Below are 21,166 nucleotides of genomic sequence, written 5' to 3'. Positions count from 1 at the left end.
TCCCACGCTGGCCCGATGAAACGTCTCGCAGTCCTCACCGTCCTGGCCCTGGCCGCGGCCACCCCGGCGGTCACCGCGCAGGCCAGTCCCGTCCATCGCCCGACCGAGTACGTCGTCTCGACCACGCCCGGCGAGAACCTCGAGGGAATCGCGGTCACGCCCGGCGGCACGATGTACGTGACCAGCGTCGCCACCGGCGCCGTGTACCGCGGCACCACCCGCTCGTCCCGCCTCAGCCTGTTCCTCGAGGCCGGCAGCGACGGACGGACCTCGGCCACCGGCATCCACCTGGACCGCTGGGGCCGGGTCCTGGTCGCCGGGGCGAGCACGTCGAAGCTCTTCCTGTACGACGCCCGCGGCCGGCTGCTCGGCGTACGGAAGGCTGCCGACGGCTCGTTCCTCAACGACTTCACGATCGCCGGCGACGCCGTCTACGTGACCGACTCGGCGCACAACCAGATCTGGAGGGCGCCGCTGACCCGCGACGGTCTCGGCGAGCTCGAACCGTGGATCACCCGCGACCGGATCCAGCCGACGCCGTACTTCCTGAACGGGATCGTCACCGACGGCCGCGTCCTCCTGGTCGGCGAGCAGGGGCAGGACGTCACGTACCGGATCGACCTGCGCAGCCGGCAGGTGACGGTCCTGGACGTCCCGAACGGGATCCTGTCCGGCGACGGCTACCTCCTCGAAGGACACCGGCTGTACGCCGTCCACAACGCCGGCGGCGGGAAGTACGTGACCCGGCTCGCGATGCTGAACGACGACCTCACCCAGGCGACGCTGGTCGCGGACTCGGGGCCCGGCGCGGCCGGTGCGACCCCGACGACGATCGCCCGCGACCGCGGCCGGCTGCTGTGGGTGAACAGCCAACTGGACGTCGCGCCCGGCACCCCGCCGTACACGGTGACTGTCGTACCAGGGCTGCGTTAGAGCCCGTCGGTCACGCGATTCAGGATCGTGCCTGCCTGCAGAACGAGGGCCCGGTCGGACTCGTCGAGACGGTCGAGGAGCTTGGCGAGCTCGTCCGCAGCCTGACGGCCGGACGCCGCGACGGTCTGGGCGCCCGCCTCGGTGAGCACCACCGCGGTCGCCCGGCCGTCGACCGGGTCCGGTTCCCGCCGGACGAGGCCGGACTCCTCCAGTGCCGCGACCGTGGTGGTCGCGGTCGGCTGGGAGCACGGCACGCGCGCGGCGATCTCACCGATCCGGATCGGCTGCTCGTCGGCGATCAGCATCAACGCCAGGAACTGCGTCGGATGCAGCAGCGTGGTGGTCCTGCTGCGGCGCAGGTGCCTGACGATCCGGTGCATGCTGACCAGCAGCTGCAATGCTTCCTGCGCCATCGTGATCACCTCCGTCGGGAAGCGCAATCCTGGCACAGGCATCCAAACATCACCTACCGCTCCGGCCCGCGGCCCGGAGCCCGGGGAGTCAGGACGCAGGCAGGTCGCCGCCATTGGCCGGTGCCGAGACCACGCAGTTCCGCCCGGCGTCCTTGGCCTGGTACATGGCCAGATCGGCCGCCATCTGAAGCTCGTCGAGGCTGCTGCCGGACTCCGGGTACGTCGCGGCGCCGATCGAACACGTGATCGTCTCGCACAGGACGGGCCCGTTCGGGGTCGGGATCGTGACCGCCAGGCCGGCCACCCGGCGCCGGATCCGCTCGGCGGCCAGCGCGGTGTCGGCCGCGGACGTCTGCGGCAGCAGGATCACGAACTCCTCGCCACCGAGCCGCCCGACCAGGTCGTTGTCGCGGACTTCCTGGCGCAGCTCGGCGGCGACCGCCTTCAGGGCCTCGTCACCGGCCATGTGACCGAAGGTGTCGTTGATGGCCTTGAAGTGGTCGAGGTCGAGATACAGCACACCGAGCCGGGAGCTGGTGCGTTCGGCGCCGGCGAACTCGCGGCGGGCGATCTCGTGCCAGAACGCGGCATTCGCCAGGCCGGTCTTCGGATCGGTGCGCGACGCCGCCTGGAACTGCTCGACCAGGAGCGCCCGGTGCAGGCCGAGGATGGTCAGCAGCAGGACCGCGACGGCCCACGGTTGGCTGAGCAGCAAGGCGGCGGTGGCGACGCCCAGCCCGAGCGAGCCGGCCACGATCAGCTGCTCCGAGAGCTTGCCGATGGCGTTGCGCCCCGGGGAGTCCGGGTTCGACAGCATGATCGCGCCCGCGACCAGCGCGAAGTTCACGAACCAGTACGCCAGACCGGCCGTGACGACGGCGACGAGTCCGAGCGGACCGCCCGGATAGCCGGGATAGACGCCGGGGCGGATCGCCGCCAGCGCGACGGCACCGGCGGCTCCGGCCAGCACCACAGTCGTCGCGGTGAAGACCGAGCGGTACGGCGGAACCCGGCGTACCCGCAGCCAGGAGTGGACGTAGGTGCTGACGATCAGCGCGGCCGCCAGCGGCGGCGGCAGGATGAGGACGCCGGCGAAGGTCCACATCCCCTTCAGGTTCGTGTACGGAATGCCTTCGGCGCCGACCTTGCGCAGCCGCTCGATGTCGCGGGCGGCCTCGATGTGGATCGCCGATCCGGCGGCCAGCACCAGCAGCCGGATCCAGTCACCGGATGTGACCGCGACCAGGTCGAACGTCGAAGCGACGACGACCGCGGTGATGATCTCGACCGCCAGAACGTAGCCCAGCACCGTGCGCGGCAGCGACCACAACGCCCACTTGGTCGGGCTCCACGCCGCGTCCTGACGCCGGCGCAGGCGACGGTGCGCCAGCCGATGCCGGATACTCATGAAAAAGACCCCCGCCTCACAGTCGGTCCTTGTCACAGAGTAGCCGCGATGTGCACGCATTGTCATGGCTTCTCTGGTTTTACCTCGCCCGGATTCCGCGAGAGGAGGCCGCCGCCATGCAGAACAACGACTGGTGACCACTCATGCCGGTTGTCGCGTAGCGCCGGCGTATCCGTACGCCGCGCCCGCTGCGACGAGCACACCGACAATACCGGCGGTCGCCACCACCAAACCCGGCGACCACCGATCTGCCGCCGCCCCGGCAGTGAGCACTCCGACTCCCTGGGAGACGATCAGCGCAGTGCGCGCCAGGCCGAACGCCTGGCCGCGCTGTGCGTCGGGGACGTTCAGCACGAAGGCCGCGCTGGCGGCGAGCTGGTACGACGCACACAGTCCGGAGAGCATCCACAACACGACGGTCATCCACAGCCCGGGCTGGACGACGCAGCCGATCAGCGGTGCACAGGACCCGATCGCCAGCGGCCCCATCAGCGTGAGCCGCCGCGCCGGTGCGGCACGCGTCAGCAGCAGCATGCCGACCATCTGGCCGGCCGGATTCGCGGCCAGCAGGATCCCGACGGCGATCGGTCCGCCGCCGACCGCCGCGGCGTACGGCGCGGCAAGTCCCTCGACGCTCACGTAGAAACCCGCGACACAGGCCAGCGCGACGAGGTAGCGCAGCCGCCGGTCGCTCCAGACGAGCCCGGCGCCCGCCGACAACGATTCCCACCAGCCCGGACGCGCGTCGGCCGACTGCGGCAGCGGGCGCTCCCGGACGCCGAGTTTCAGCAGCAGCACGGACAACGCGAACGTGGCCGCGTCGGCCAGCAGCGCCTTCTCGACGCCGAAGGCCGCCACCAGCGTGCCGCCGGTCACGAACCCGGCCAGCTGAGCCGCCTGCGCGGTGATGTTGGTCACTGAACTGGCCAGGACGAACTTGTCGCCGGTCAGGATCGACGGCAGCAGGGCCGCCCGCGCGGACTGGAAGGGTGAGGCGAGCAGCTGCACCGCGACCAGCAGGACGCACAGGATCCACAACGAGGTGCCGGGGATCGCCATCGCGGCGAGCAGCAACGCCCGCAGGATGTCGCAGCAGATCATCACCCGGCGGCGCGGATACCGGTCGGCCAGGCCGGACAGCAGCGGGCCGCCGACGATGTCGGGCAGGAAGGTCAGCGCGTATGTGACCGCGGACAGCCCGGCCGAGCCGGTCCGGTCGAAGACGAGCACGGCGAGGGCGACCCGGGCCAGCTGGTCCCCGATCACCGAGCCCAGCTGCGCCAGCCACAGCCAGCGGAACTCGGCCACACCGAAGACCTCGCCGTACGTCGCAGGCTGCTCGGCGGGGTCTGTCGGAGGATGAACAGGGCGGGTCACCAGGTCAAACTACCCACGATCCGCGACGGAATGCGCACACTACGGTGCGCCGCTTTTCACAGGTGTGCGGCGAGCACTCCCAGAGCGAATGCTGTACCGGCCAGTCCGAGCATCGCGGTCGCCAGTGTCACCAAGCGTGACTGCAGCTTCGGCAGCTCGGCCGTGGTCGCGAAGATGCGCTGCGGCCAGTGCCGCCAGGAGACGTACCAGAAGATCCCGGTCGCGATCAGCAGGAGCAGTCCCTTGACGGCATGGAGCTGCCAGTGGTCCTGGTTGATCAGGAGCAGGCCGCCACCGGTGAGCGCGACGACGGCGATCAGGCCGATCACCTTCCACCTGTTGCCCGAGGCAATCACCGCGGTCAGCGTCTCGCGACCGTCCTGGTCGGGTCCGAAGTACCTCTTCAGCTTCGGCTGTACCACGAACAACGAGTACGCCATTCCGCCGACCCAGCCCGCAGCCAGCCCGGCATGAATGATCGCAAGCACGGCCGTCATGCCTCGAAAATAGTCCTCGCCAGGGGCCAGACCTCTATAGCCTCGCGGCATGGACCCCTGGCAAACGCTGACGACCGACTACGAACGATCCCGGGCCCGCGACGACTCACTCGACCAATTGATGGAATGGGACGCGCAACGCTCCCTGATCGGCCCCGTCGAGGGCCGCACCGTGCTGGACATCGGCTGCGGCAACGGCGAGAAGACGATCGAACTCGTCCGCGAGCACGGCGCCGCCTCGGCGGTCGGCGTGGACGTCGGCGGCCAGTTCCTGACCCCACCCGCCGGCGCAGACGTGACTCTGGTCCCCGGCGACCTGTCGACGCTCGACGAGATCTCCGCGCTGGACGGCCGGCGGTTCGACGTCGTCCTGTTCCTGCAGTCGCTCGCCTACGCCCAGGACCGCGGCAGAACCCTTCGCACCGTGCGGTCCCTGATTGCCGACGACGGCGTGCTGGTGGTCTCGATGGCGCACCCGATCCGCTGGGCGGTGGAGCGCTCCGCGCAGGAGGGGATCGCGCTGGGAGACGCGTATCACACGGTCGGCCCGTACTCGTACCCGTCGCGATGGAATCCGGACATCACCATCACGCACACGACGGACACGTTCTCCAGCATCCACAACGCGCTGACCGACAACGGTTTCCGGGTCGAGCACGTGCTCGAACCGCAACTGTCCGACGAGAACAAAGAGCGTTTTCCGCACAAGCAGGAATGGCTCTCGGAGCACGTCGGAATCATCATTTTCCGCGCCCGGCCGGCATGAGGGTCCTGCACCGGTCCGGGCAGTGGTGTCCGGCCCGGCAGGTCGGAGAGGTCGTCGCGTACGACGTGCGGATCCTCCCGCGGTACCAGGTGCCGGGCCGGCCGGCCGTCGATCGGAGTTATCTGCTGCTCGGCGAAGGGGTGCAGCTGACCAAGCCGGGCGTCTTCGAGGGGCCGGTCGAGGGCTGGTGGTACGTCGACCTGGTGGAGATCGAGCGCACCGACGCCGACGACTTGATCGTGCACGACCTGTACGTCGACTTCCTGATCCCGCCCGCGGTGGATCGCTATCAGATCCTCGACCTCGACGAACTGGGTGAGGCTGTGCGGGACGGCAAGCTCACTGCCGCTCAGTGCGCCGACGTCCTGATCACGACGCAGCGCTTCGTCGACCGCTACCTGCGCCGTCCCGAGGAAGGCCCGAACGGCCCATCCGCCGCGTTCCCACCGCCCGAGGTGACCGCCCTCGAGCAGCTGCCGTCGTTCCTCTGACAACAAGAGGCCCCCGGGATGCACCCGGGGGCCTGTTGTTTGCGAGTTGTCAGTCCTCGTCGGACTTGCCCGCCTCCAGGTTGGTCTTGATCAGGTCCATCACCGTGGAGTCGGCGAGCGTCGTGACGTCGCCGACCTCGCGGTTCTCGGCCACGTCACGGAGCAGCCGGCGCATGATCTTGCCGGAGCGCGTCTTCGGCAGCTCCGAGACGACCATGATCTGCCGCGGCTTCGCGATCGGGCCGATCTCCGTGGCGACGTGGTTGCGGAGCTCCTGCACCACGTCCGGACCGCCGTCGCCGGCCTCCGAGCGCAGGATGACGAACGCGGCGATCGCCTGACCGGTCGTCGGGTCGGTCGCGCCGACCACGGCGGCCTCGGCGACCTTCGGGTGCGAGACCAGCGCGGACTCGATCTCGGTCGTCGAGAGCCGGTGGCCGGAGACGTTCATCACGTCGTCGACCCGGCCGAGCAGCCAGAGGTCGCCGTCCTCGTCCTTCTTCGCGCCGTCACCGGCGAAGTACATGCCCGGCCAGCGCGACCAGTACGTGTCGACGAACCGCTGGTCGTCGCCCCACAGCGTCCGGAGCATGGCCGGCCACGGCTTGGTGATGACCAGGTAGCCGCCGGACCCGTTCGGCACCGGGTTGCCGGCGTCGTCGACGACGTCGACGTTCACGCCCGGGATCGCCTTCATCGCGGCGCCCGGCTTACCGGCGGTCACACCCGGCAGCGGCGAGATCATGTGCATCCCGGTCTCGGTCTGCCACCAGGTGTCGACGACCGGCGCCTTGCTCCCGCCGATGTGCTCGCGGTACCAGACGTACGCCTCCGGGTTGATCGGCTCGCCGACCGACCCGATCACGCGCAGCGAGGACAGGTCGAACTTCGCCGGGATCTCGGCGCCCCACTTCATGAACGTCCGGATCGCGGTCGGCGCGCAGTACAGGATCGAGACCTTGTACTTCTGGACGATCTCCCACCAGCGGCCCTGGTGCGGCGTGTCCGGCGTGCCTTCGTACAGCACCGAGGTGGTCGCGTTCGCCAGGGCGCCGTACACGATGTAGCTGTGGCCGGTGACCCAGCCGATGTCGGCCGCGGTCCAGTAGACATCGGTGTCCGGCTTCAGGTCGAACACACCCCACTGCGTGTACGACGTACCCACCAGGTAGCCGCCCGTGGTGTGCAGGATGCCCTTCGGCTTGCCCGTGCTGCCGGACGTGTACATCACGTACAGCGGGTGCTCGGCGTCGAACGCCTCCGGCGTGTGCTCGGCCGACTGCTTGCCGACGAAGTCCTCCCACCAGAGGTCGCGGCCCTCGACCATGGCGGTCTCCCGGCCGGTGCGCTTCACCACGACCACGTTGCGCACGTCGGGGCAGTCCGCCAGCGCGGCGTCGACGGCCGGCTTCAGCGCCGCCGGCGCGCCGCGGCGGTAGCCGCCGTCCGAGGTGATCACGACGCGCGCGTCGCAGTCCAGGATCCGGTCCTTGAGCGCCTCGGACGAGAAGCCGCCGAAGATGACCGTGTGCGGAGCGCCGATCCGGGCGCAGGCGAGCATCGCGACCACGGTCTCGGGGATCATCGGCATGTAGATCGCGACGATGTCACCGGGCCGGACGTTCAGCTCGAGCAGCGCGTTGGCCGCCTTGCTGACCTCGTCCTTGAGCTGGGCGTAGGTGATCTCGCGGGTGTCACCGGGCTCGCCCTCGAAGTAGTAGGCGATCTTGTCGCCGAGACCGTTCTCGACGTGCCGGTCGACGCAGTTGTACGCCGCGTTCAGCTTGCCGTCGGCGTACCACTTGGCGAACGGCGGGTTGCTCCAGTCCAGCGTCTCGGTCGGCTCGGTCGCCCAGGTCAGCCGCTTGGCCTGCTCGGCCCAGAACCCCTCGAAGTCGGCCGCGGCCCGGTCGTAGGCGTCGGCCTTCAGGTTCGCGTTGGCGGCCAGCTCGGCGGGCGGGTCGAACCGGCGCTCCTCGTGCATCAGGTTCGACAGTGCCTCGGACTGGGGTGGCTCTGCATTCGTCACGTCGACGACTCCTCCTCGCTGGCTTCGGCGCGCTGGAGCGCCCGGTTACCTTTCTACCAACGCCGACCCCGCCACGGGAACCGGCGTATCGCCGAGCCGGTCCGAATCTGCGCCGAACAGGCCGCGCCGGAGGACGGGCGGCCCGGGAATTCCGGTGTACGGCGGAACCAAACCGCCCGGGCGTGCATCGGACTTGATGTGAACCCGATGCAGCCGAACGCCCAGACGCCGACTCTCGCCGCCGAGGAACGCCGGAAGATCTCCTGGGCCGCGCGCCGCCGGGTGCACGCCCGCGAGCTGCGCGTCCGCCGGACCCAGAAGGCCGCCCGCGCGCAGCTGCCGACGTACTAGGCCTGGTGGTAGGCGAGGAGCTTGCCGAGGATCGTGGTCAGCCGGGTACGGTCCGTGGCCGACAGCGGGGCGAAGATCTCCTCCTGCGCCTTGCCGACCAGATTCGTCAGCCGCCGGTACTGGCGCTTGCCGGCCGTGGTGATCGTGATGACGTTGCGGCGGCCGTCCTCCGGGTCCGGGCTGCGCTCGACGTACCCGTCCGCCTCCAGTTCGTTGAGCGCGGCAACCACATCGCTGCGGTCGATCGAGCTGCGCCGACCGAGCTCGGCCTGACTGGCCGGCCCGAACTCGACCAGCGTCGCGAGCAGGCGGAAGTGGTACGCCCGCGCGCCGCCGGCCGCGAACGACTCGGTGACGACCCGGTGCGCCTGGGCCGCACTCTGGGTCAGCAGCCAGCTCGGCAGTTGGGTCAGGGCGGTCGGAGTCTGCTCATCCACCCGCGCAGTCTAAGCGCTGACCGGTTCGTCGCCAGCGTTGGCACAACCTACGATTCGCGGGCGTCCAGAAGCTCGTCCCAGTGATCCTCGGCCCAGTCGCAGAACGCGCGCAGCGGACCGAGCAGGCTGCGACCCAGAGCGGTGAGCTCGTAGGTGACCCGTCGTTCGTCCTGCGCCCTGCTGACGAACCCGTCGCGCTCGAGGTTGCGGAGCGACTGGGTGAGCATCTTCGGGCTGATCCGGGCGAGCGGGACCCGCAGCTCGGAGTACCGGCGGGGGCCGTCCTCCAGGCAGCGCAGCACCAGGCCCGCCCACTTGTCACTGCCGATCCGGAACGGCAGCACCGTCGACGGGCAGATCTCCTCGAACATGTCCGCTCGCAGCGCCTCCATGCCTCCCAAGGTATCCAATCGGTAACCACACCCCCTTCTACGGTCGCCGTACCTGTTTCGGAGGAGGAGGTTGCGGTGAGCAAGATTCTGGTGATCGGAGCCCGTGGACGGGCGGGTGCGGCGGCGGTCGCGGAGGCGCGGGGGCGCGGGCACGACGTGCTCGGGGTCGCCCGTACGGCGGAGGGTGGGCTGGTTGCGGGGGACGTGACGGACGCGGGACGGATCGCCGGCCTGGCCGCCGGGTACGACGCGGTGATCGCCGGTGTATATGACGGCGGGAGTGACCCGGGCGAGTTCTTCCCAGCGGCGGCTCAGGCGCTTGCGGAAGGGCTGGAGAAGGCCGGCGTGTCCCGGCTTGTGTGGGTCGGGCTGGCGTCGATCCTGCCGACCGCCGACGGGACGTTGCTGATGGACACCGGCGGGTATCCGACCGAGTACCGCTCGTTCTTCCTCGCCCATCAGGCGGCGCTGGACATCTTCGTTGCCTCGTCACTCGACTGGGTGTCACTCGCACCCACCGGCGACTTCAACCACGCGGACCCGTCCCGCAAGGGCAGCTACCGGGTGGCGCCGGCGGACGCGCAGGACCTGATCTCGTACGCCGACTTCGCAGTCGCCCTCGCCGACGAGGCAGACAACCCGACGCACCACCGCACGGCGATCGGCGTGACCGTCTAGCCTGCAGCTCGACAGTACGTATACGTCCACTGCGTCGGTGACGGACGGAGCGCCAGGCGTGTGAGCGGCGCCGGTGGGCCTATACGTACTGTCGAGCTGCTGCTCGAGGTAGTGGTCTAGACGGGTGCCTAGCGTGGCCTGGCGTGCGGACGATAGGTTCGGGGCATGGCTGGGGCCGAGGAGTACTTGGGCAAGGCGTTGGCGATCGCGCAGCGGGCCGCCGACACGCAACTGGGGGCGATCCGGGTGGCGGCCGGGCTGGTCGCCGATGCGCTCGCCGGCGGGAAGACGTTCTGGGTGTTCGGGACCGGGCACAGCCACGCGCTGGCCGAGGAACTGTACGGGCGCGCCGGCGGGCTGGCCGACGTACGGGCGATCCTCGAACCAGGCCTGATGCTCCACGAGGGCCTGCAGAAGAGCTCACTGCTCGAACGGCTCCCCGGCCTCGCCGACGTCCTGCTCGAGATCAACCCGCTGACCGCCGGCGACGTCGTCCTCATCGCGTCCAACTCGGGACGGAACGCCGTACCCGTCGAGTTCGCCCTGGGTGCTCGTGCGCGCGGCGTCCAGGTGATCGCACTGACCTCCCTGGCCCACTCCAACGCGGTGACATCCCGAGCCCCCGGCGGCCAACGCCTCTTCGAAACCGCCGACGTCGTCCTCGACAACTGCGGCGAACCAGGCGACGCCCTCATCGAGGTCCCCGGCACCCCAGAACCCACCGGCGCCACCTCAACCCTGGTAGGCGCCCTACTCCTCCAGGCCCTGACCGTAGAAGTAGTAACCCGCCTGACAGACCGCGGCCAACCGCCAAACGTCCTCCGCAGCCTGAACGTGTAGCCGCGCGCGGATCACAACAAGCTCCGGATGGTGGCAGAGCCAAACACCTCAGGTCGCGCGGTAGGCGACGGTGATGTCGTAGCGGTCGGAGCGGTAGACGGAGCGGCCGAATTCGATGACCTGGTCGGTGGCGGTGCGGGGGGCGACGGTGATGATCAGGCAGGGGGTCGAGCTGTCGATCTCGAGGAGTTCGGCGTCGCCCGGTTCGGGTGGGGCGGCGACGATGGAGGCGGAGACCATGCCGAGGGTCACGCCGTACCGGGTGGAGAGCTCGGTGTAGAGGGACTTCTCGGCGAAGTCGATCTCGTCGAGGCCGGGGTAGCGGTGCAGGGACAGGGCGGTGCGCTCGATCGCCATCGGGTCGCCGTCGGCGGTGCGCAGCCGGACCAGGTGCAGGACCGGCGTGCCGATCGGTTCCTCGAGCTCGCGGGCGAGGTGCTCGTCGGCGGCGCCGACCCGGTGTTCGAGGACCTTGGCGCCGGGCTTGATGCCGCGGTTGACCATGTCCTGGCTGAACGACGACGCGAGCATCCGGGACGGGCGCGGCTCGGCGACGAAGGTGCCGCCGCCGGGACGGCGGTTGGCCAGGCCTTCGGCCACGACGCGGTCGACCTCCTGCCGCACGGTCATCCGGGCGACGCCGAAGCGTTCGGCGAGAACACGTTCGGACGGCAGCACGGTGCCGACGGCCAGCGAGCGGGTGAGGTTCTCCAGAATCTCGCGGATCTGGTCACCCTTCGGGCGATCGGGCCGCAGCTCGGTGGGGAGCTCGGCGAGGTCGCCGGGGTTGTTCCGTGGGCGGGCCATGAGGTCAGTATCCCTGGGAATCTGCCCGGCAAACCGGTTGCCGGGGACACGGGCCGCGGTGGGGTCGTACCGCGCAGGCCGCCCGTGACCGCGTTGTCGCGGACGACCTAGTCAGCCCGACTGTAACGTCCGGTGCCGCCTCACGGCCAGTGACGGCTCACGGCCCCAGGCAATTCACAGCGGGGGTAGTTTTAGCGCTATGACCCCGGGACAGTTCGTACAGGAGACGTCGTCGACCGGCGAATGGAAACGCCAGGGCAACAGATTCACCGGCCGCATCACCCGGGACTCAGCCGCGGCGCCCGGCGAAGGACCGGACGGCCATGGCCGCTGGCCGGTCGAGCCGGGCCGGTACCGGCTGGTCGTCAGCCTGGCCTGCCCGTGGGCGCATCGGTCGATCATCGTGCGCCGGCTGCTCGGCCTCGAGGACGCGATCGGCCTCGCGGTCGTGGACCCGATCCGCGACGAGCGCGGCTGGCGGTTCACGCTCGACGCGGACGGTCGCGATCCGGTGCTGGGCATCGAGTACCTGTCCGAGGCGTACCTGCGCACGGATCCGTCGTACGACGGCCGCGTGACGGTGCCTGCGATCGTCGACACGACGACGGGCGTGGTCGTCACCAACGACTACCCGCAGATCACGCTCGACCTCTCCACGGAGTGGACCGCCTTCCACCGTGCCGGCGCCCCGCGGCTGATCCCCGACGGCCGGGCGGAGATGGACCAACTGATCGACGAGATCTACCGGGACGTGAACAACGGCGTGTACCGCTGCGGTTTCGCGACCAGCCAGGAGGCGTACGAGGCGGCGTACGACGCGCTGTTCGCGAGGCTCGACGTCCTCGAGGATCGCCTGAAGGACCGCGAGTACCTGCTCGGCGACACGCTCCGCGAGGTGGACGTGCGGCTGTTCACGACGCTGGTCCGCTTCGACGCTGTGTACCACGGGCATTTCAAGTGCAACCGGCAGAAGCTCACCGAGTTCCCGAACCTGTGGGCGTACGCGCGCCGCCTGTACGGGCTGCCCGGCTTCGGCGAGACCGTCGACTTCGACCAGATCAAGCGGCACTACTACGTCACCCACGACAGCATCAACCCGACCGGCATCGTCCCGAAGGGGCCGGACCCGCGCGTCTGGACCGCCTGATCAGGCGGCGAGCGCGTCCAGTGCCGCGGTGACCGCGGACCGCAGTTGCGCCCGCGTCGCACCGGACCGCGAGCGCAGGTTCACCGCGTACGCGAGCAGCGTCAGCATCTCAGCCGCGCCCGCGACCTCGACCCCGGAGCGCAACTCCCCGTTGCTCTGAGCAACCTTCAGCGCGGCGGCCAGCGCGCCACGCAGGACGGAGTGGTGCTCGGACAGGACCGCCCGTACGGCGTCGGGCGGGTTCTCGGCGTTCGCGTTCGCCATCATGCAGCCCCAGCCGGCGTACTCGCCCGCGCACCGCAACCGCAGCAGCTGGTCGAAGAACGCCCGCACGGCCGCGAGGCCACGCCCGTCGGCGGCCAGCCGGTCGAACATCGGCCGGGACCGGTGCTCCAGGTACCGGCGCGCCGCCGCCGCATACAGGTCGTCCTTGCCGCCGAACGCGTTGTACAGACTCGACCGGCTCAGCCCGGTCGCAGCGACCACGTCCTGGATCCCGGTCGCCGCGCTCCCGCGGCGCCAGAACAGCTGCTCGACCGCGGCCAGCGCTTCCGCCTCGTCGAAATGTTTGACATCCGGCATACCCGGCATCATATCTTGGAACGACCGATCCAAGATAGCGAGGAGTCGTGATGATCGACGTGCTGGTGCTCGACGTCAACGAGACCCTGACCGACATGGAGCCGCTGCGCGACGGGTTCGCGGCGGCCGGGCTGCCGCGGCACGGCCTCGACGCATGGTTCGCGGCGATCCTGCGGGACGGGTTCGCGCTGACCGCGGTCGACGCGTACGCCGCTTTCCGCGACGTGGCCGCCGACCTGCTGACGGACCAGCTCGTCGACGCCGGGATCGAACCGGATGCGGAAACGATCCAGAACGTGCTTTCCGGATTCACCCGGCTGCCGCTGCACGCGGACGTCGCACCGGGGCTGCGGCGGATCCACGACGCCGGCGTCCGGATCGTCACGCTGACCAACGGCGCGGCCGCGATGTCGGAAAACGTGTTCAGAAACGGCGGAATACTGCCGTACCTCGAGCACCGGCTCGACGTCTCGGCGCCGCAGCGCTGGAAACCGCACCCGGACGCCTACCGGCACGCCGCCGAGGTCTGCGGCGTACCCGTCGACCGCATGGGCCTCGCCGCGGTCCACCCGTGGGACATCGACGGCGCGCAGCGCGCCGGCCTCCAGGGCTTCTACGTCGACCGGCGGAAGACGCCGTACCCGACGGTGTTCAGCACGCCGGATCACGTCGTTCCGGATTTCGAGGCGCTGGCCGCGCGGATCACCGGGTAAAATCCTCGGCAGGGTGTGCCGGGAAGTCTGGTCGGCGTCCGTCCGACCGACCCCGAAAACGAAGGGCCGACATGAGCCAGCACCCTCGGATCCGGCAGAAGAAGCGCGCCTTCCCCCGCATCCTCGGGCGCGAGCGGGCGTTCCTCGCCGAGACGTTGCGCGCCGAGACGACCGGCGGCCTGCTGTTGCTCGCGGCCACGGTGGTCGCGCTGGTCTGGGCGAACTCCCCCTGGCAGGACGCGTACCACCACCTCAGCGACACGGAGCTCGGCCCGCTGACCGTCGAGGCCTGGGCGTCCGACGGAGCACTGACGCTGTTCTTCTACCTGGCCGGCGTCGAGCTCAAGCGCGAGCTGGTCGTCGGCACGCTGTCGAAGCTCAACGAGGCGGTCGTGCCGGTGGTCGCGGCGATCGCCGGAATGGTGCTTCCGGCAATCATCTACCTGGCCGTCAACCTGGCCGCGGACGACGGCAGACCGCAGGGCTGGGCAGTGCCGACAGCGACAGATATCGCGTTCGCGCTCGCCGTCCTGGCGATCGTCGGGTCGTCGCTGCCGAGCGCGCTGCGGGCGTTCCTGCTGACGCTGGCGGTGGTCGACGACTTCGGCGCGATCCTGGTGATCGCCGTGTTCTTCTCGCACGGATTCCACCTGCTCCCGCTGCTCGCCGCGATCGCCCTGATCGCCCTCTGGTACCTGCTCCAGCGCCGCCGCGTCCGTACGCCGTTCCTGTACGTGCCGGTCGCGCTCGCGGCCTGGTGGTTCATGCACGAGTCGGGCATCCATGCCACGATCGCCGGCGTCGCGCTCGGCCTGGTCACCCGCGTGGTCGCCGATCCCGGTGAGGAGCATGCGCCGGCCGAGCGGATCGAGCACCGGCTGCGGCCGTGGTCCGCGGGCGTCGCCGTACCGCTGTTCGCGCTGTTCGCCGCCGGGGTGACGTTGAGCGGCAGCGCCGTACGGCAGCTGCTGACCGACCCGGTCGCGATCGGCGTGGCCGCCGGGCTGCTGGCCGGGAAGTCGATCGGGGTGTTCGGCGGATCGTGGCTGACCGCGCGCTTCACCCGCGCCGAGCTGAACTCCGATCTGGCCTGGCGCGACGTCGGCGCGGTGTCGGTGCTGGCCGGAATCGGCTTCACGGTCGCGCTGCTGATCGCGCAGCTCGCGTTCGGGTCGGACGCTGCCCAGGTCGAGCGCGCGAAGGCCGCCGTCCTGATCGCCTCGGTGGCCGCCGCACTGATCGCGTCGCTGTTGCTGGCTCGCCGAAACCGCGCGTACGCCGATTGACCGCGGTACTGCCGGTAGTGTCGGGGCCACGGACGTGTGGGAAGGAGTTGCGATGTCGATGGGACAGAACGGGGACGAGCCCACGGTCGGTCAGCTGGTCGCGAACGTCAGCAAGGACCTGTCCAGCCTGGTCCGCAGCGAGGTGGAGCTGGCGAAGACCGAGCTGAAGAAGACCGCGGCAGCGGCCGGGACCGGAGCCGGGATGTTCGCGGCGGCCGCGTTCCTCGCGCTGCTCGCGATCATCCTGCTGAGCATCGCCGCGGCGTTCGGGCTCACCGCGGCCGGCTTGCACCCGGCCATCGCGTTCCTGATCGTCGCCGGCGCGTACCTACTGATCGGCGTGGTCCTGGTGCTGATCGGGATGCGGGCGCTGAAGAGCGCGAAGGGTCCGCAGCGCACGATCGACAGTGCGAAGGAGTCGGTCGAGGTCCTCAAGGCGATCGGCAAGGGCACCGAGGAGCACCCGGCCCTGCCCGAGCCAGGCGTACGGCGCTGAGCCCGGCGGGAGTCGTCGACCTGCTGGTCGACGGCCCCTGGTCGCACTCGCTGGTCGCGGCCAACGGGGCCCGGTTCCACGTCGCGGAGTGCGGCGCGGCGGACGATCCGCTCGTCGTGTTCCTGCACGGCTTCCCCGAGTTCTGGTGGGCCTGGCGGCATCAGCTGCCGGTCGTCGCGGCGGCCGGGTTCCGCGCGGTGGCGATGGACCTGCGCGGGTACGGCGCCAGCGACAAGACGCCGCGCGGCTACGACCCGTACACCGCGGCGGCGGACGTGTCCGGGGTGATCCGCTCGCTCGGCGCGACGGATGCCGTGCTGGTCGGGCACGGGTGGGGCGGGTTCATCGGCTGGTCGGCCGCCGTCCTGACGCCGCGGCAGGTCCGTGGACTGGCAGCCGTGTCGGCGCCGCACCCGTTGCTGCTGACTCGGTCCGGGCAGACGAAGGCGTTGACGCGGAGCGCGTGGTTCCAGCTGCCGATCCTGCCCGAGCGCCGGCTGCTCGCCCACGACGGGATCCACATCGAGCGACTGCTCCGCGCCTGGGCCGCGCCGGGCGGGACGTTCCCCGACGCGGAGGCGTCGCGCCGCTACCGGGCCGCGCTCCAGGTCTGGCCGGCACCGCACTGTGCGCTCGAGTACCACCGCTGGTTCGCCCGGTCCCGCTTGCGGCCGGACGGGCGGAAGTACTCCGCGAAGATGCGCACACCGGTCGCCGTACCGGTCCTGCAACTCCAGGGCGCTCAGGACGCCGCGGTGTCCCCCACCGCGACCACACCTCCGGACCTGGTCAGCGCACCGCTCCGCCACGAACTCATCACCACCGCCGGCCACTTCCCGCACGAAGAGACGCCGGAGACCTTCAATCGCGTGTTGCTCGACTGGCTGCGCGCTACCAGCTCGCCGAGCTCGTCGACACAGTCCCAGTGACCACCCAGCTCGGGCCCCGGTGCTCGACGCGGTACGTCGCGTTCGACGCGTGGTTGCAGTCGTGGAAGAGACTCGCCCGGGCCTCGACGTGGTCGCCCTTGTCGACCACGTCGGAGATCATCACCACTCCGACCCGGTTGTCCTGGCACGTCGGCGGCGCCGGCAAGAGGTGCCCGCGGAACTGGAGCGGCGCGATCCTGCGCACCAGGTAGGTCATCATCTCCTGCTGGTCCGCGGAGATCGGCGGTCCCTTGGGGGGGTGGTTCGTCCCATCGTCGGACTGGTCCAGCACGATCACCGACCGCCAGGCGCCGGAGCCGGGTTTCACGGACCGGAGCAAGGTCTCGATCGAGGCCGTCCAGATCAGCGCGTCGTCCGACGCGGTCCGCGTGGGCGTCGGAGTCGCTGCCGGCGGTGCCGGGTCGGCGGCTCCAACCCGGCTGACGCCGTACAAGGCACCGGCGAGGACAGCCAGTACGGCGGCCGCGGCGAACAGGACCGGTGCGATGCGGTGGCGCTTGGTCGCCTCGGGCAGGTGGTCGGCCAGGTGCTCGTGGTCGGCGAACGTCTCGCGGAGGAGGTCGCCGAGTTCGTCGTCGGTCAGCTTGGGCATGTCAGTTCGCCTCCTCGGCGGACAGGTGGTCGCGCAGGGTCGCCAGGGCGCGGGCGGCGTTCGAGCGGACGGTGGCGGGGCTCACGCCGAGGATCTCGGCGATGTCGGAGTCCGCAAGGTCCTCGTAGTACCGCAGGACCAGGACCGCGCGCTGCTTGCGCGGCAACCGGGTGAGCAACCGCCAGGTGGCGTCGCGCTGCGCCTGGCGGGCGCCGAGGTCGAAGTCCGCCGGACGCTCGATCGGCTCGGCGAGCGGCACTTCGCGGTTCTTCAGCAGCCGCCGCCACCCGAGGTACTCGTTGACCACCATGGTCCGCAGGTACGCCTCGGGATGCTCGAGACCGCCGATCCGCTCCCACTGCCGGTGGGCCCGGGCCAGCACGCTCTGGACCAGGTCCTCAGCGTTGTGTCTGCTTCCGGACAACATCAATGCCAGGCGCAGGAGCCGATGCTCCGTCGAGCGCACCACGTCGTCCAGCGAAGTCACCGTCACACCTCTTCAATGCGGCGACCGGCGGAAGGTGCTGCATCACGTGCAGGATTGGGTGGAGACCTCTTGGGTGGCCCCGGCGCCGGCGCGGGCGTCGGCCGCGACCTGTTGCGCGGTGAGGACGTAGCCGGTGCGGTTGTCCTCGACCGAGGCCGCGAACACCACGCCGTACACGACGCCCTTCGCGGACAGTAACGGGCCGCCGGAGTTGCCCGGGCGGACCGAGGCCCAGATCGAGAACGCCTCGCGGGTGACCGTCTTGTCACCGTAGATGTCCGGGCCGCGGAGCCGTTCCTCGGAGCGGATCCGGGCCGGCTCGGAGTCGAACGGACCGTTCTCCGGGTAGCCGAGCACGACCGCCGGGTCGTCGGCCTTGCCGGTGAGGTCGAACGTCAGCGGCTTCACCGACTCGCTCAGATCCTTCACGTACAGCACCGCGATGTCGGTCTCCGGGTCGAACACCACGACCTTGGCGTCGTACTTCTTGCCGCCCACCTCGACCTGCGGCGAGCTGACACCGGCGACGACGTGCGCGTTCGTCATCACGCGCTTCGGCGCGTACACGAAGCCGCTGCCCTCGAGTCCGCGCGAGCAGCTGGCGACGCCGGTGACCTTGGCGATCCGGCTGTACGCGTCCCGCACCGACTGCTGCCGGGCGATCCCGCTGTCCGGCGGCTGGGTCTCCCGGATCCGCTCCGGGACGAACGGGTCGAGGAAGCGCGGGAACAGGTCCGTGTTCACCACGTCGTTGAACGACTGCAGCGCGCGGTCGGCGCTGTCCGGCAGGACTTCGTCGGTCTTGGCCAGCACCTGCGAACCGCGGACCGCCGACGTCACGCTCGGGATCCGCGCGCCGCTCACCGCGACACCGAGCACCCAGGCGACGATCAGCACCGACGCGGCCGCCAGCGCGGCGCCGCCGAGCGCGTCCAGGAACCGGATCGGCTTCCAGGACAGCTTGTTTCTGACCCGCGACCCGATCAGGGCCCCGAGCGTTCGCCCGATCGAGGCGAGCAGGACGACGAGCACCAGCGCCGCGAACGACACCGACACGCTCGGTGAGAAGTTGTCCAGGACCTTCGGCACGCCCCAGACCCCGAGCGCGGCGCCGGCCAGCAGGCCGACGGTGGCGCAGGCGCCCAGCACGAAACCCTCGATGTATCCCGAGATCGCCACCAGCGCGGTGACGATCAGCAACGCCCAGTCGAGCTTGCTCACTCCACACCTTCCGGCTCCGGACCCTGCGTATGGCCGAGGTCGTGCTCGATCGCTGTCATCCGGCGAACGTCCGCCGGCCGCCGCCCCTCGCTCCGCCAGGCCGCCTCGACCAGCCGGTCGGGCAACGGTACGACGTGCGAGGGGTCCCAGTCGCGGTACCAACCGCCGAGCTGCAGCATTTTGTCGAGCAGACCGGCCGTGAAGCCCCAGATGTAGAGGTTGCCGATCGTGAACGCCGGGCCGGTGAAGCCGCTCGGGTGCAGGCAGCTGATCCGGTTCGCCGGGTCGGCGAGCGCGCTGATCGGCACCTCGTGCACGGACGCGACCTCGGCCGGGTCGACGACCGCGACCGGCGACGGCTCCCGCCACCAGGCCAGCACCGGCGACACGCCGAAGTTGCTCACCGGCACCCACAGCGCCGGCCAGATCCCGAACGGCACCACACCGTCCGGGTCCAGGCCGGTCTCCTCCTCGGCCTCCCGCAGCGCCGTCCGGACCAGACCGCTGTCGCCGGTGCCGTCCTCCGGGTCCGCGCCGCCGCCCGGGAACGCCATCTGCCCGGCGTGCTTGCGCAGCGTCCAGGCCCGCTCCGTGAGCAGCACCTCCGGACCATCGTTGCCCTCGGCAAGCAGGATCAGGACGGCGGACTTGCGCACCGACGGGTCGTCCGGCGGCAGGAACCGGGACAGCACGTTCGGGTCCACATCCTCGGACGCCTTGGCCAACGGTCGCAGCCAGTCCGGGATCCCCACGTCGGCGAAGATCATGGGGTTACTCCCAGCTTGTCCTTGACCAGCTGGTCGAGCTGCTGCTGGGAGGTGAGTACGCCGCGGTGCACGTACGCAACCGCGCCGTCGCCGTCGACGAAGACCGTCAACGGCGGGCCGCCGACCTTCAGCGCGCGCTGGATCGCCTTGTCCCGGTCGACGACGTGCGGGTACGCCAGGCCTTCCTCACTCGCGAAGGTGACCGCGAGCTCCGGCCGCGGGTCGTCGTAGTCGATCCCGAGCATCGACACCTTGCCCGACTTCGCGAGCGCGGCCAGGTACGGCGCCTCGTCGCGGCACGGTCCGCACCACTGCGCCCACACGTTGATCACCAGCGGCCCCCGCAGGTCGGCGAGCCGGACATCGGGGCCCGAGCCGAGGCACGGCAGGCTGACGTCCGGCAGTCCGTTGCTGACCGGCGGCTTCGAGGGCGCGGCCGGGCACGCCTCGAGCTTGTCCGCACCCGCCACCGCGGTCCGCCCGGACGACGGCGTACCGCTGTCATCGGCTCGCTCCGATCCACACGCCGCCAGTGTCACCGACAGCACCAACGCGACCGCCCATACGAGGTGCGGCCTGCGGAGCGGCGTACCGGATCTCATGCCGGGGTCTTCACCAGCTTCGCGGCGGCCTCGGGGTCGACGGGGCCGGCGCCGTACGACGGGCACCACTGGGCGATCGGGCAGGCGCCGCAGGCCGGCTTCTTGGCGTGGCAGCGGCGGCGGCCGTGGAAGATCAGCCGGTGCGACAGCATCGTCCAGTCCTTCTTCGGGAACAGGTCGCCGATGATGTGCTCGACCTTGACCGGGTCCTCCTCCGCGGTCCAGCCGAACCGGCGGACCAGGCGGCCGAAATGGGTGTCGACAGTGATCCCGGGGACACCGAACGCGTTGCCGAGGACGACGTTGGCGGTCTTCCGGCCGGTGCCGGGGAGCTTCACCAGCTCGTCCAGCTTGTTCGGCACGACGCCGTCGTAGTCGTCGACGAGGGCCTGGCCGAGCTTGATCACACTGTTGGTCTTCGCCCGGAAGAAGCCGGTCGGCTTGAGGATCGCCTCCATCTCGTCCCGGTCCGCCTCGGCGTACGCCTGGGCGGTCGGGTACTTGGCGAAGAGGGCCGGGGTCACCTTGTTCACCGTGACGTCGGTGGTCTGGGCGGACAGGATGGTGGCCACCAGCAACTCGAGCGGGGTGGTGAAGTCCAGCTCGCAGTGCGCGTCCGGGTAGGTCTCGGTCAGCACCTTGTGCATCTTCCGCGCCCGCCGGACCAGCTGGGTGTGGGTCTCGTCGACGAACACCGGGGCCTTGCGGGGGAGCTTCAGCGGGACCAGGACGGCTGATTCGGCGGAGGCGGGAGCCTCGACACGCTGGGTCGGCATGGAGGCCAGCCTACGTCCGGCCACCGACAGGCGCCGGGCGGATCCGGGAGGCGTCCCGGAGAGTGCTCCGGCGAGTCCGGACGGGCCTACGTGGCGGTGCCGCCACCCGAGGGGCTACGGTTTTGTGG

26 protein-coding genes are annotated in these 21,166 nt (G+C 70.3%); 11 read left to right on the top strand and 15 right to left on the bottom strand.

All coding sequences use genetic code 11. The features are described 5' to 3' along the window. The first annotated feature begins 15 nt into the window (after positions 1 to 15). Positions 16 to 933 carry a superoxide dismutase gene (locus tag ACWEOO_RS28040; protein ID WP_452145563.1) on the top strand — a complete coding sequence of 306 codons (918 nt, stop codon included), beginning with the start codon at positions 16 to 18 and terminating at the stop codon, positions 931 to 933. Here the strand turns inward: ACWEOO_RS28040 and ACWEOO_RS28035 are convergent. From ACWEOO_RS28035 to ACWEOO_RS28020, 4 genes are all read right to left on the bottom strand, one after another. Further along, complete coding sequence (locus tag ACWEOO_RS28035) at positions 930 to 1,388, bottom strand: MarR family winged helix-turn-helix transcriptional regulator (RefSeq protein WP_359941203.1); 459 nt, start codon at positions 1,386 to 1,388, stop codon at positions 930 to 932. The genes ACWEOO_RS28040 and ACWEOO_RS28035 overlap by 4 nt on opposite strands. Before the next feature lie 46 nt (positions 1,389 to 1,434). Further along, positions 1,435 to 2,754: a diguanylate cyclase gene (locus tag ACWEOO_RS28030; protein ID WP_452145562.1), complete on the bottom strand. Its 1,320-nt coding sequence runs from the start codon at positions 2,752 to 2,754 to the stop codon at positions 1,435 to 1,437. A 141-nt stretch (positions 2,755 to 2,895) separates the two neighbouring features. Beyond that, positions 2,896 to 4,131 (bottom strand): MFS transporter, encoded by a 1,236-nt coding sequence (locus ACWEOO_RS28025; protein ID WP_452145561.1) that lies wholly within the window; start codon positions 4,129 to 4,131, stop codon positions 2,896 to 2,898. Positions 4,132 to 4,187: 56 nt separating this feature from the next. Then, positions 4,188 to 4,628, bottom strand: coding sequence for a hypothetical protein (locus tag ACWEOO_RS28020; RefSeq protein ID WP_452145560.1), 441 nt, complete (start codon positions 4,626 to 4,628; stop codon positions 4,188 to 4,190). A gap of 49 nt (positions 4,629 to 4,677) precedes the next feature. Here ACWEOO_RS28020 and ACWEOO_RS28015 point away from each other — a divergent pair, with 49 nt between their 5' ends. Continuing rightward, entirely contained in the window at positions 4,678 to 5,394 is a 717-nt protein-coding gene (locus tag ACWEOO_RS28015; RefSeq protein ID WP_452145559.1) for a class I SAM-dependent methyltransferase, read from the top strand. Continuing rightward, positions 5,391 to 5,885: a hypothetical protein gene (locus ACWEOO_RS28010; protein ID WP_452145558.1), complete on the top strand. Its 495-nt coding sequence runs from the start codon at positions 5,391 to 5,393 to the stop codon at positions 5,883 to 5,885. Before ACWEOO_RS28015 ends, ACWEOO_RS28010 begins: the two co-directional genes overlap by 4 nt. Before the next feature lie 49 nt (positions 5,886 to 5,934). Here ACWEOO_RS28010 and acs read toward each other — a convergent pair whose 3' ends face one another. Further along, on the bottom strand, positions 5,935 to 7,869 hold the full coding sequence (gene acs / locus ACWEOO_RS28005) for an acetate--CoA ligase (protein WP_452145611.1): 1,935 nt from the start codon (positions 7,867 to 7,869) through the stop codon (positions 5,935 to 5,937). A 252-nt stretch (positions 7,870 to 8,121) separates the two neighbouring features. Here acs and ACWEOO_RS28000 point away from each other — a divergent pair, with 252 nt between their 5' ends. After that, entirely contained in the window at positions 8,122 to 8,265 is a 144-nt protein-coding gene (locus tag ACWEOO_RS28000) for a hypothetical protein (protein WP_452145557.1), read from the top strand. Here the strand turns inward: ACWEOO_RS28000 and ACWEOO_RS27995 are convergent. Both ACWEOO_RS27995 and ACWEOO_RS27990 read right to left on the bottom strand, forming a co-directional pair. Then, the gene (locus ACWEOO_RS27995; protein ID WP_359941224.1) at positions 8,262 to 8,702 is read right to left on the bottom strand and encodes a MarR family winged helix-turn-helix transcriptional regulator; all 441 of its coding nucleotides are present in this window, start codon (positions 8,700 to 8,702) and stop codon (positions 8,262 to 8,264) included. The two genes, ACWEOO_RS28000 and ACWEOO_RS27995, sit on opposite strands and share 4 nt — an antisense overlap. A 47-nt stretch (positions 8,703 to 8,749) precedes the next feature. Continuing rightward, the gene (locus ACWEOO_RS27990; protein ID WP_359941227.1) at positions 8,750 to 9,094 is read right to left on the bottom strand and encodes a winged helix-turn-helix transcriptional regulator; all 345 of its coding nucleotides are present in this window, start codon (positions 9,092 to 9,094) and stop codon (positions 8,750 to 8,752) included. 75 nt (positions 9,095 to 9,169) lie between these two features. Here ACWEOO_RS27990 and ACWEOO_RS27985 point away from each other — a divergent pair, with 75 nt between their 5' ends. Both ACWEOO_RS27985 and ACWEOO_RS27980 read left to right on the top strand, forming a co-directional pair. Continuing rightward, a complete protein-coding gene (locus tag ACWEOO_RS27985; RefSeq protein ID WP_452145556.1) occupies positions 9,170 to 9,772 on the top strand; it encodes an NAD(P)-dependent oxidoreductase in 603 nt (200 codons plus the stop codon). 165 nt (positions 9,773 to 9,937) lie between these two features. Then, the gene (locus tag ACWEOO_RS27980; RefSeq protein WP_452145555.1) at positions 9,938 to 10,612 is read left to right on the top strand and encodes a sugar isomerase domain-containing protein; all 675 of its coding nucleotides are present in this window, start codon (positions 9,938 to 9,940) and stop codon (positions 10,610 to 10,612) included. A gap of 48 nt (positions 10,613 to 10,660) precedes the next feature. Here ACWEOO_RS27980 and ACWEOO_RS27975 read toward each other — a convergent pair whose 3' ends face one another. After that, entirely contained in the window at positions 10,661 to 11,419 is a 759-nt protein-coding gene (locus tag ACWEOO_RS27975; protein ID WP_452145554.1) for a GntR family transcriptional regulator, read from the bottom strand. Positions 11,420 to 11,618: 199 nt separating this feature from the next. On the opposite strand from ACWEOO_RS27975, the gene ACWEOO_RS27970 reads away from it, so the two are divergent. Further along, a complete protein-coding gene (locus tag ACWEOO_RS27970; protein WP_452145553.1) occupies positions 11,619 to 12,566 on the top strand; it encodes a glutathione S-transferase family protein in 948 nt (315 codons plus the stop codon). Here the strand turns inward: ACWEOO_RS27970 and ACWEOO_RS27965 are convergent, their stop codons facing one another. After that, complete coding sequence (locus ACWEOO_RS27965; protein WP_452145552.1) at positions 12,567 to 13,148, bottom strand: TetR/AcrR family transcriptional regulator; 582 nt, start codon at positions 13,146 to 13,148, stop codon at positions 12,567 to 12,569. It lies immediately after the preceding gene. 50 nt (positions 13,149 to 13,198) lie between these two features. On the opposite strand from ACWEOO_RS27965, the gene ACWEOO_RS27960 reads away from it, so the two are divergent. From ACWEOO_RS27960 to ACWEOO_RS27945, 4 genes are all read left to right on the top strand, one after another. Further along, positions 13,199 to 13,861: a haloacid dehalogenase type II gene (locus tag ACWEOO_RS27960; protein WP_452145551.1), complete on the top strand. Its 663-nt coding sequence runs from the start codon at positions 13,199 to 13,201 to the stop codon at positions 13,859 to 13,861. Between the two features lie 71 nt (positions 13,862 to 13,932). Beyond that, positions 13,933 to 15,147 carry a Na+/H+ antiporter NhaA gene (gene nhaA / locus ACWEOO_RS27955; protein WP_452145550.1) on the top strand — a complete coding sequence of 405 codons (1,215 nt, stop codon included), beginning with the start codon at positions 13,933 to 13,935 and terminating at the stop codon, positions 15,145 to 15,147. A gap of 52 nt (positions 15,148 to 15,199) precedes the next feature. After that, complete coding sequence (locus tag ACWEOO_RS27950; protein WP_452145549.1) at positions 15,200 to 15,643, top strand: phage holin family protein; 444 nt, start codon at positions 15,200 to 15,202, stop codon at positions 15,641 to 15,643. 116 nt (positions 15,644 to 15,759) lie between these two features. Further along, positions 15,760 to 16,572 (top strand): alpha/beta fold hydrolase, encoded by an 813-nt coding sequence (locus ACWEOO_RS27945; RefSeq protein WP_452145548.1) that lies wholly within the window; start codon positions 15,760 to 15,762, stop codon positions 16,570 to 16,572. On the opposite strand, the gene ACWEOO_RS27940 is transcribed toward ACWEOO_RS27945, so the two are convergent. The 6 genes from ACWEOO_RS27940 to nth are packed head-to-tail and all read right to left on the bottom strand — an operon-like array spanning position 16,535 to position 21,038. Then, entirely contained in the window at positions 16,535 to 17,185 is a 651-nt protein-coding gene (locus tag ACWEOO_RS27940) for a hypothetical protein (protein WP_452145547.1), read from the bottom strand. The genes ACWEOO_RS27945 and ACWEOO_RS27940 overlap by 38 nt on opposite strands. Position 17,186: 1 nt before the next feature. After that, positions 17,187 to 17,672, bottom strand: coding sequence for a SigE family RNA polymerase sigma factor (locus ACWEOO_RS27935; RefSeq protein ID WP_452145546.1), 486 nt, complete (start codon positions 17,670 to 17,672; stop codon positions 17,187 to 17,189). Between the two features lie 42 nt (positions 17,673 to 17,714). Beyond that, positions 17,715 to 18,893: a MarP family serine protease gene (locus tag ACWEOO_RS27930; RefSeq protein ID WP_452145545.1), complete on the bottom strand. Its 1,179-nt coding sequence runs from the start codon at positions 18,891 to 18,893 to the stop codon at positions 17,715 to 17,717. After that, positions 18,890 to 19,660 carry an NUDIX hydrolase gene (locus tag ACWEOO_RS27925; RefSeq protein WP_359941264.1) on the bottom strand — a complete coding sequence of 257 codons (771 nt, stop codon included), beginning with the start codon at positions 19,658 to 19,660 and terminating at the stop codon, positions 18,890 to 18,892. The genes ACWEOO_RS27930 and ACWEOO_RS27925 overlap by 4 nt, the downstream gene beginning before the upstream one ends. Further along, positions 19,657 to 20,262, bottom strand: coding sequence for a TlpA family protein disulfide reductase (locus ACWEOO_RS27920; RefSeq protein WP_452145544.1), 606 nt, complete (start codon positions 20,260 to 20,262; stop codon positions 19,657 to 19,659). Before ACWEOO_RS27920 ends, ACWEOO_RS27925 begins: the two co-directional genes overlap by 4 nt. Next, on the bottom strand, positions 20,259 to 21,038 hold the full coding sequence (nth, locus tag ACWEOO_RS27915; protein ID WP_359941269.1) for an endonuclease III: 780 nt from the start codon (positions 21,036 to 21,038) through the stop codon (positions 20,259 to 20,261). The genes ACWEOO_RS27920 and nth overlap by 4 nt, the downstream gene beginning before the upstream one ends. Between the last annotated feature and the right edge of the window lie 128 nt (positions 21,039 to 21,166).

The sequence above is a fragment of the Kribbella sp. NPDC004138 genome (assembly GCF_053603655.1).
This window is presented reverse-complemented; position numbering and strand designations above follow the sequence as displayed.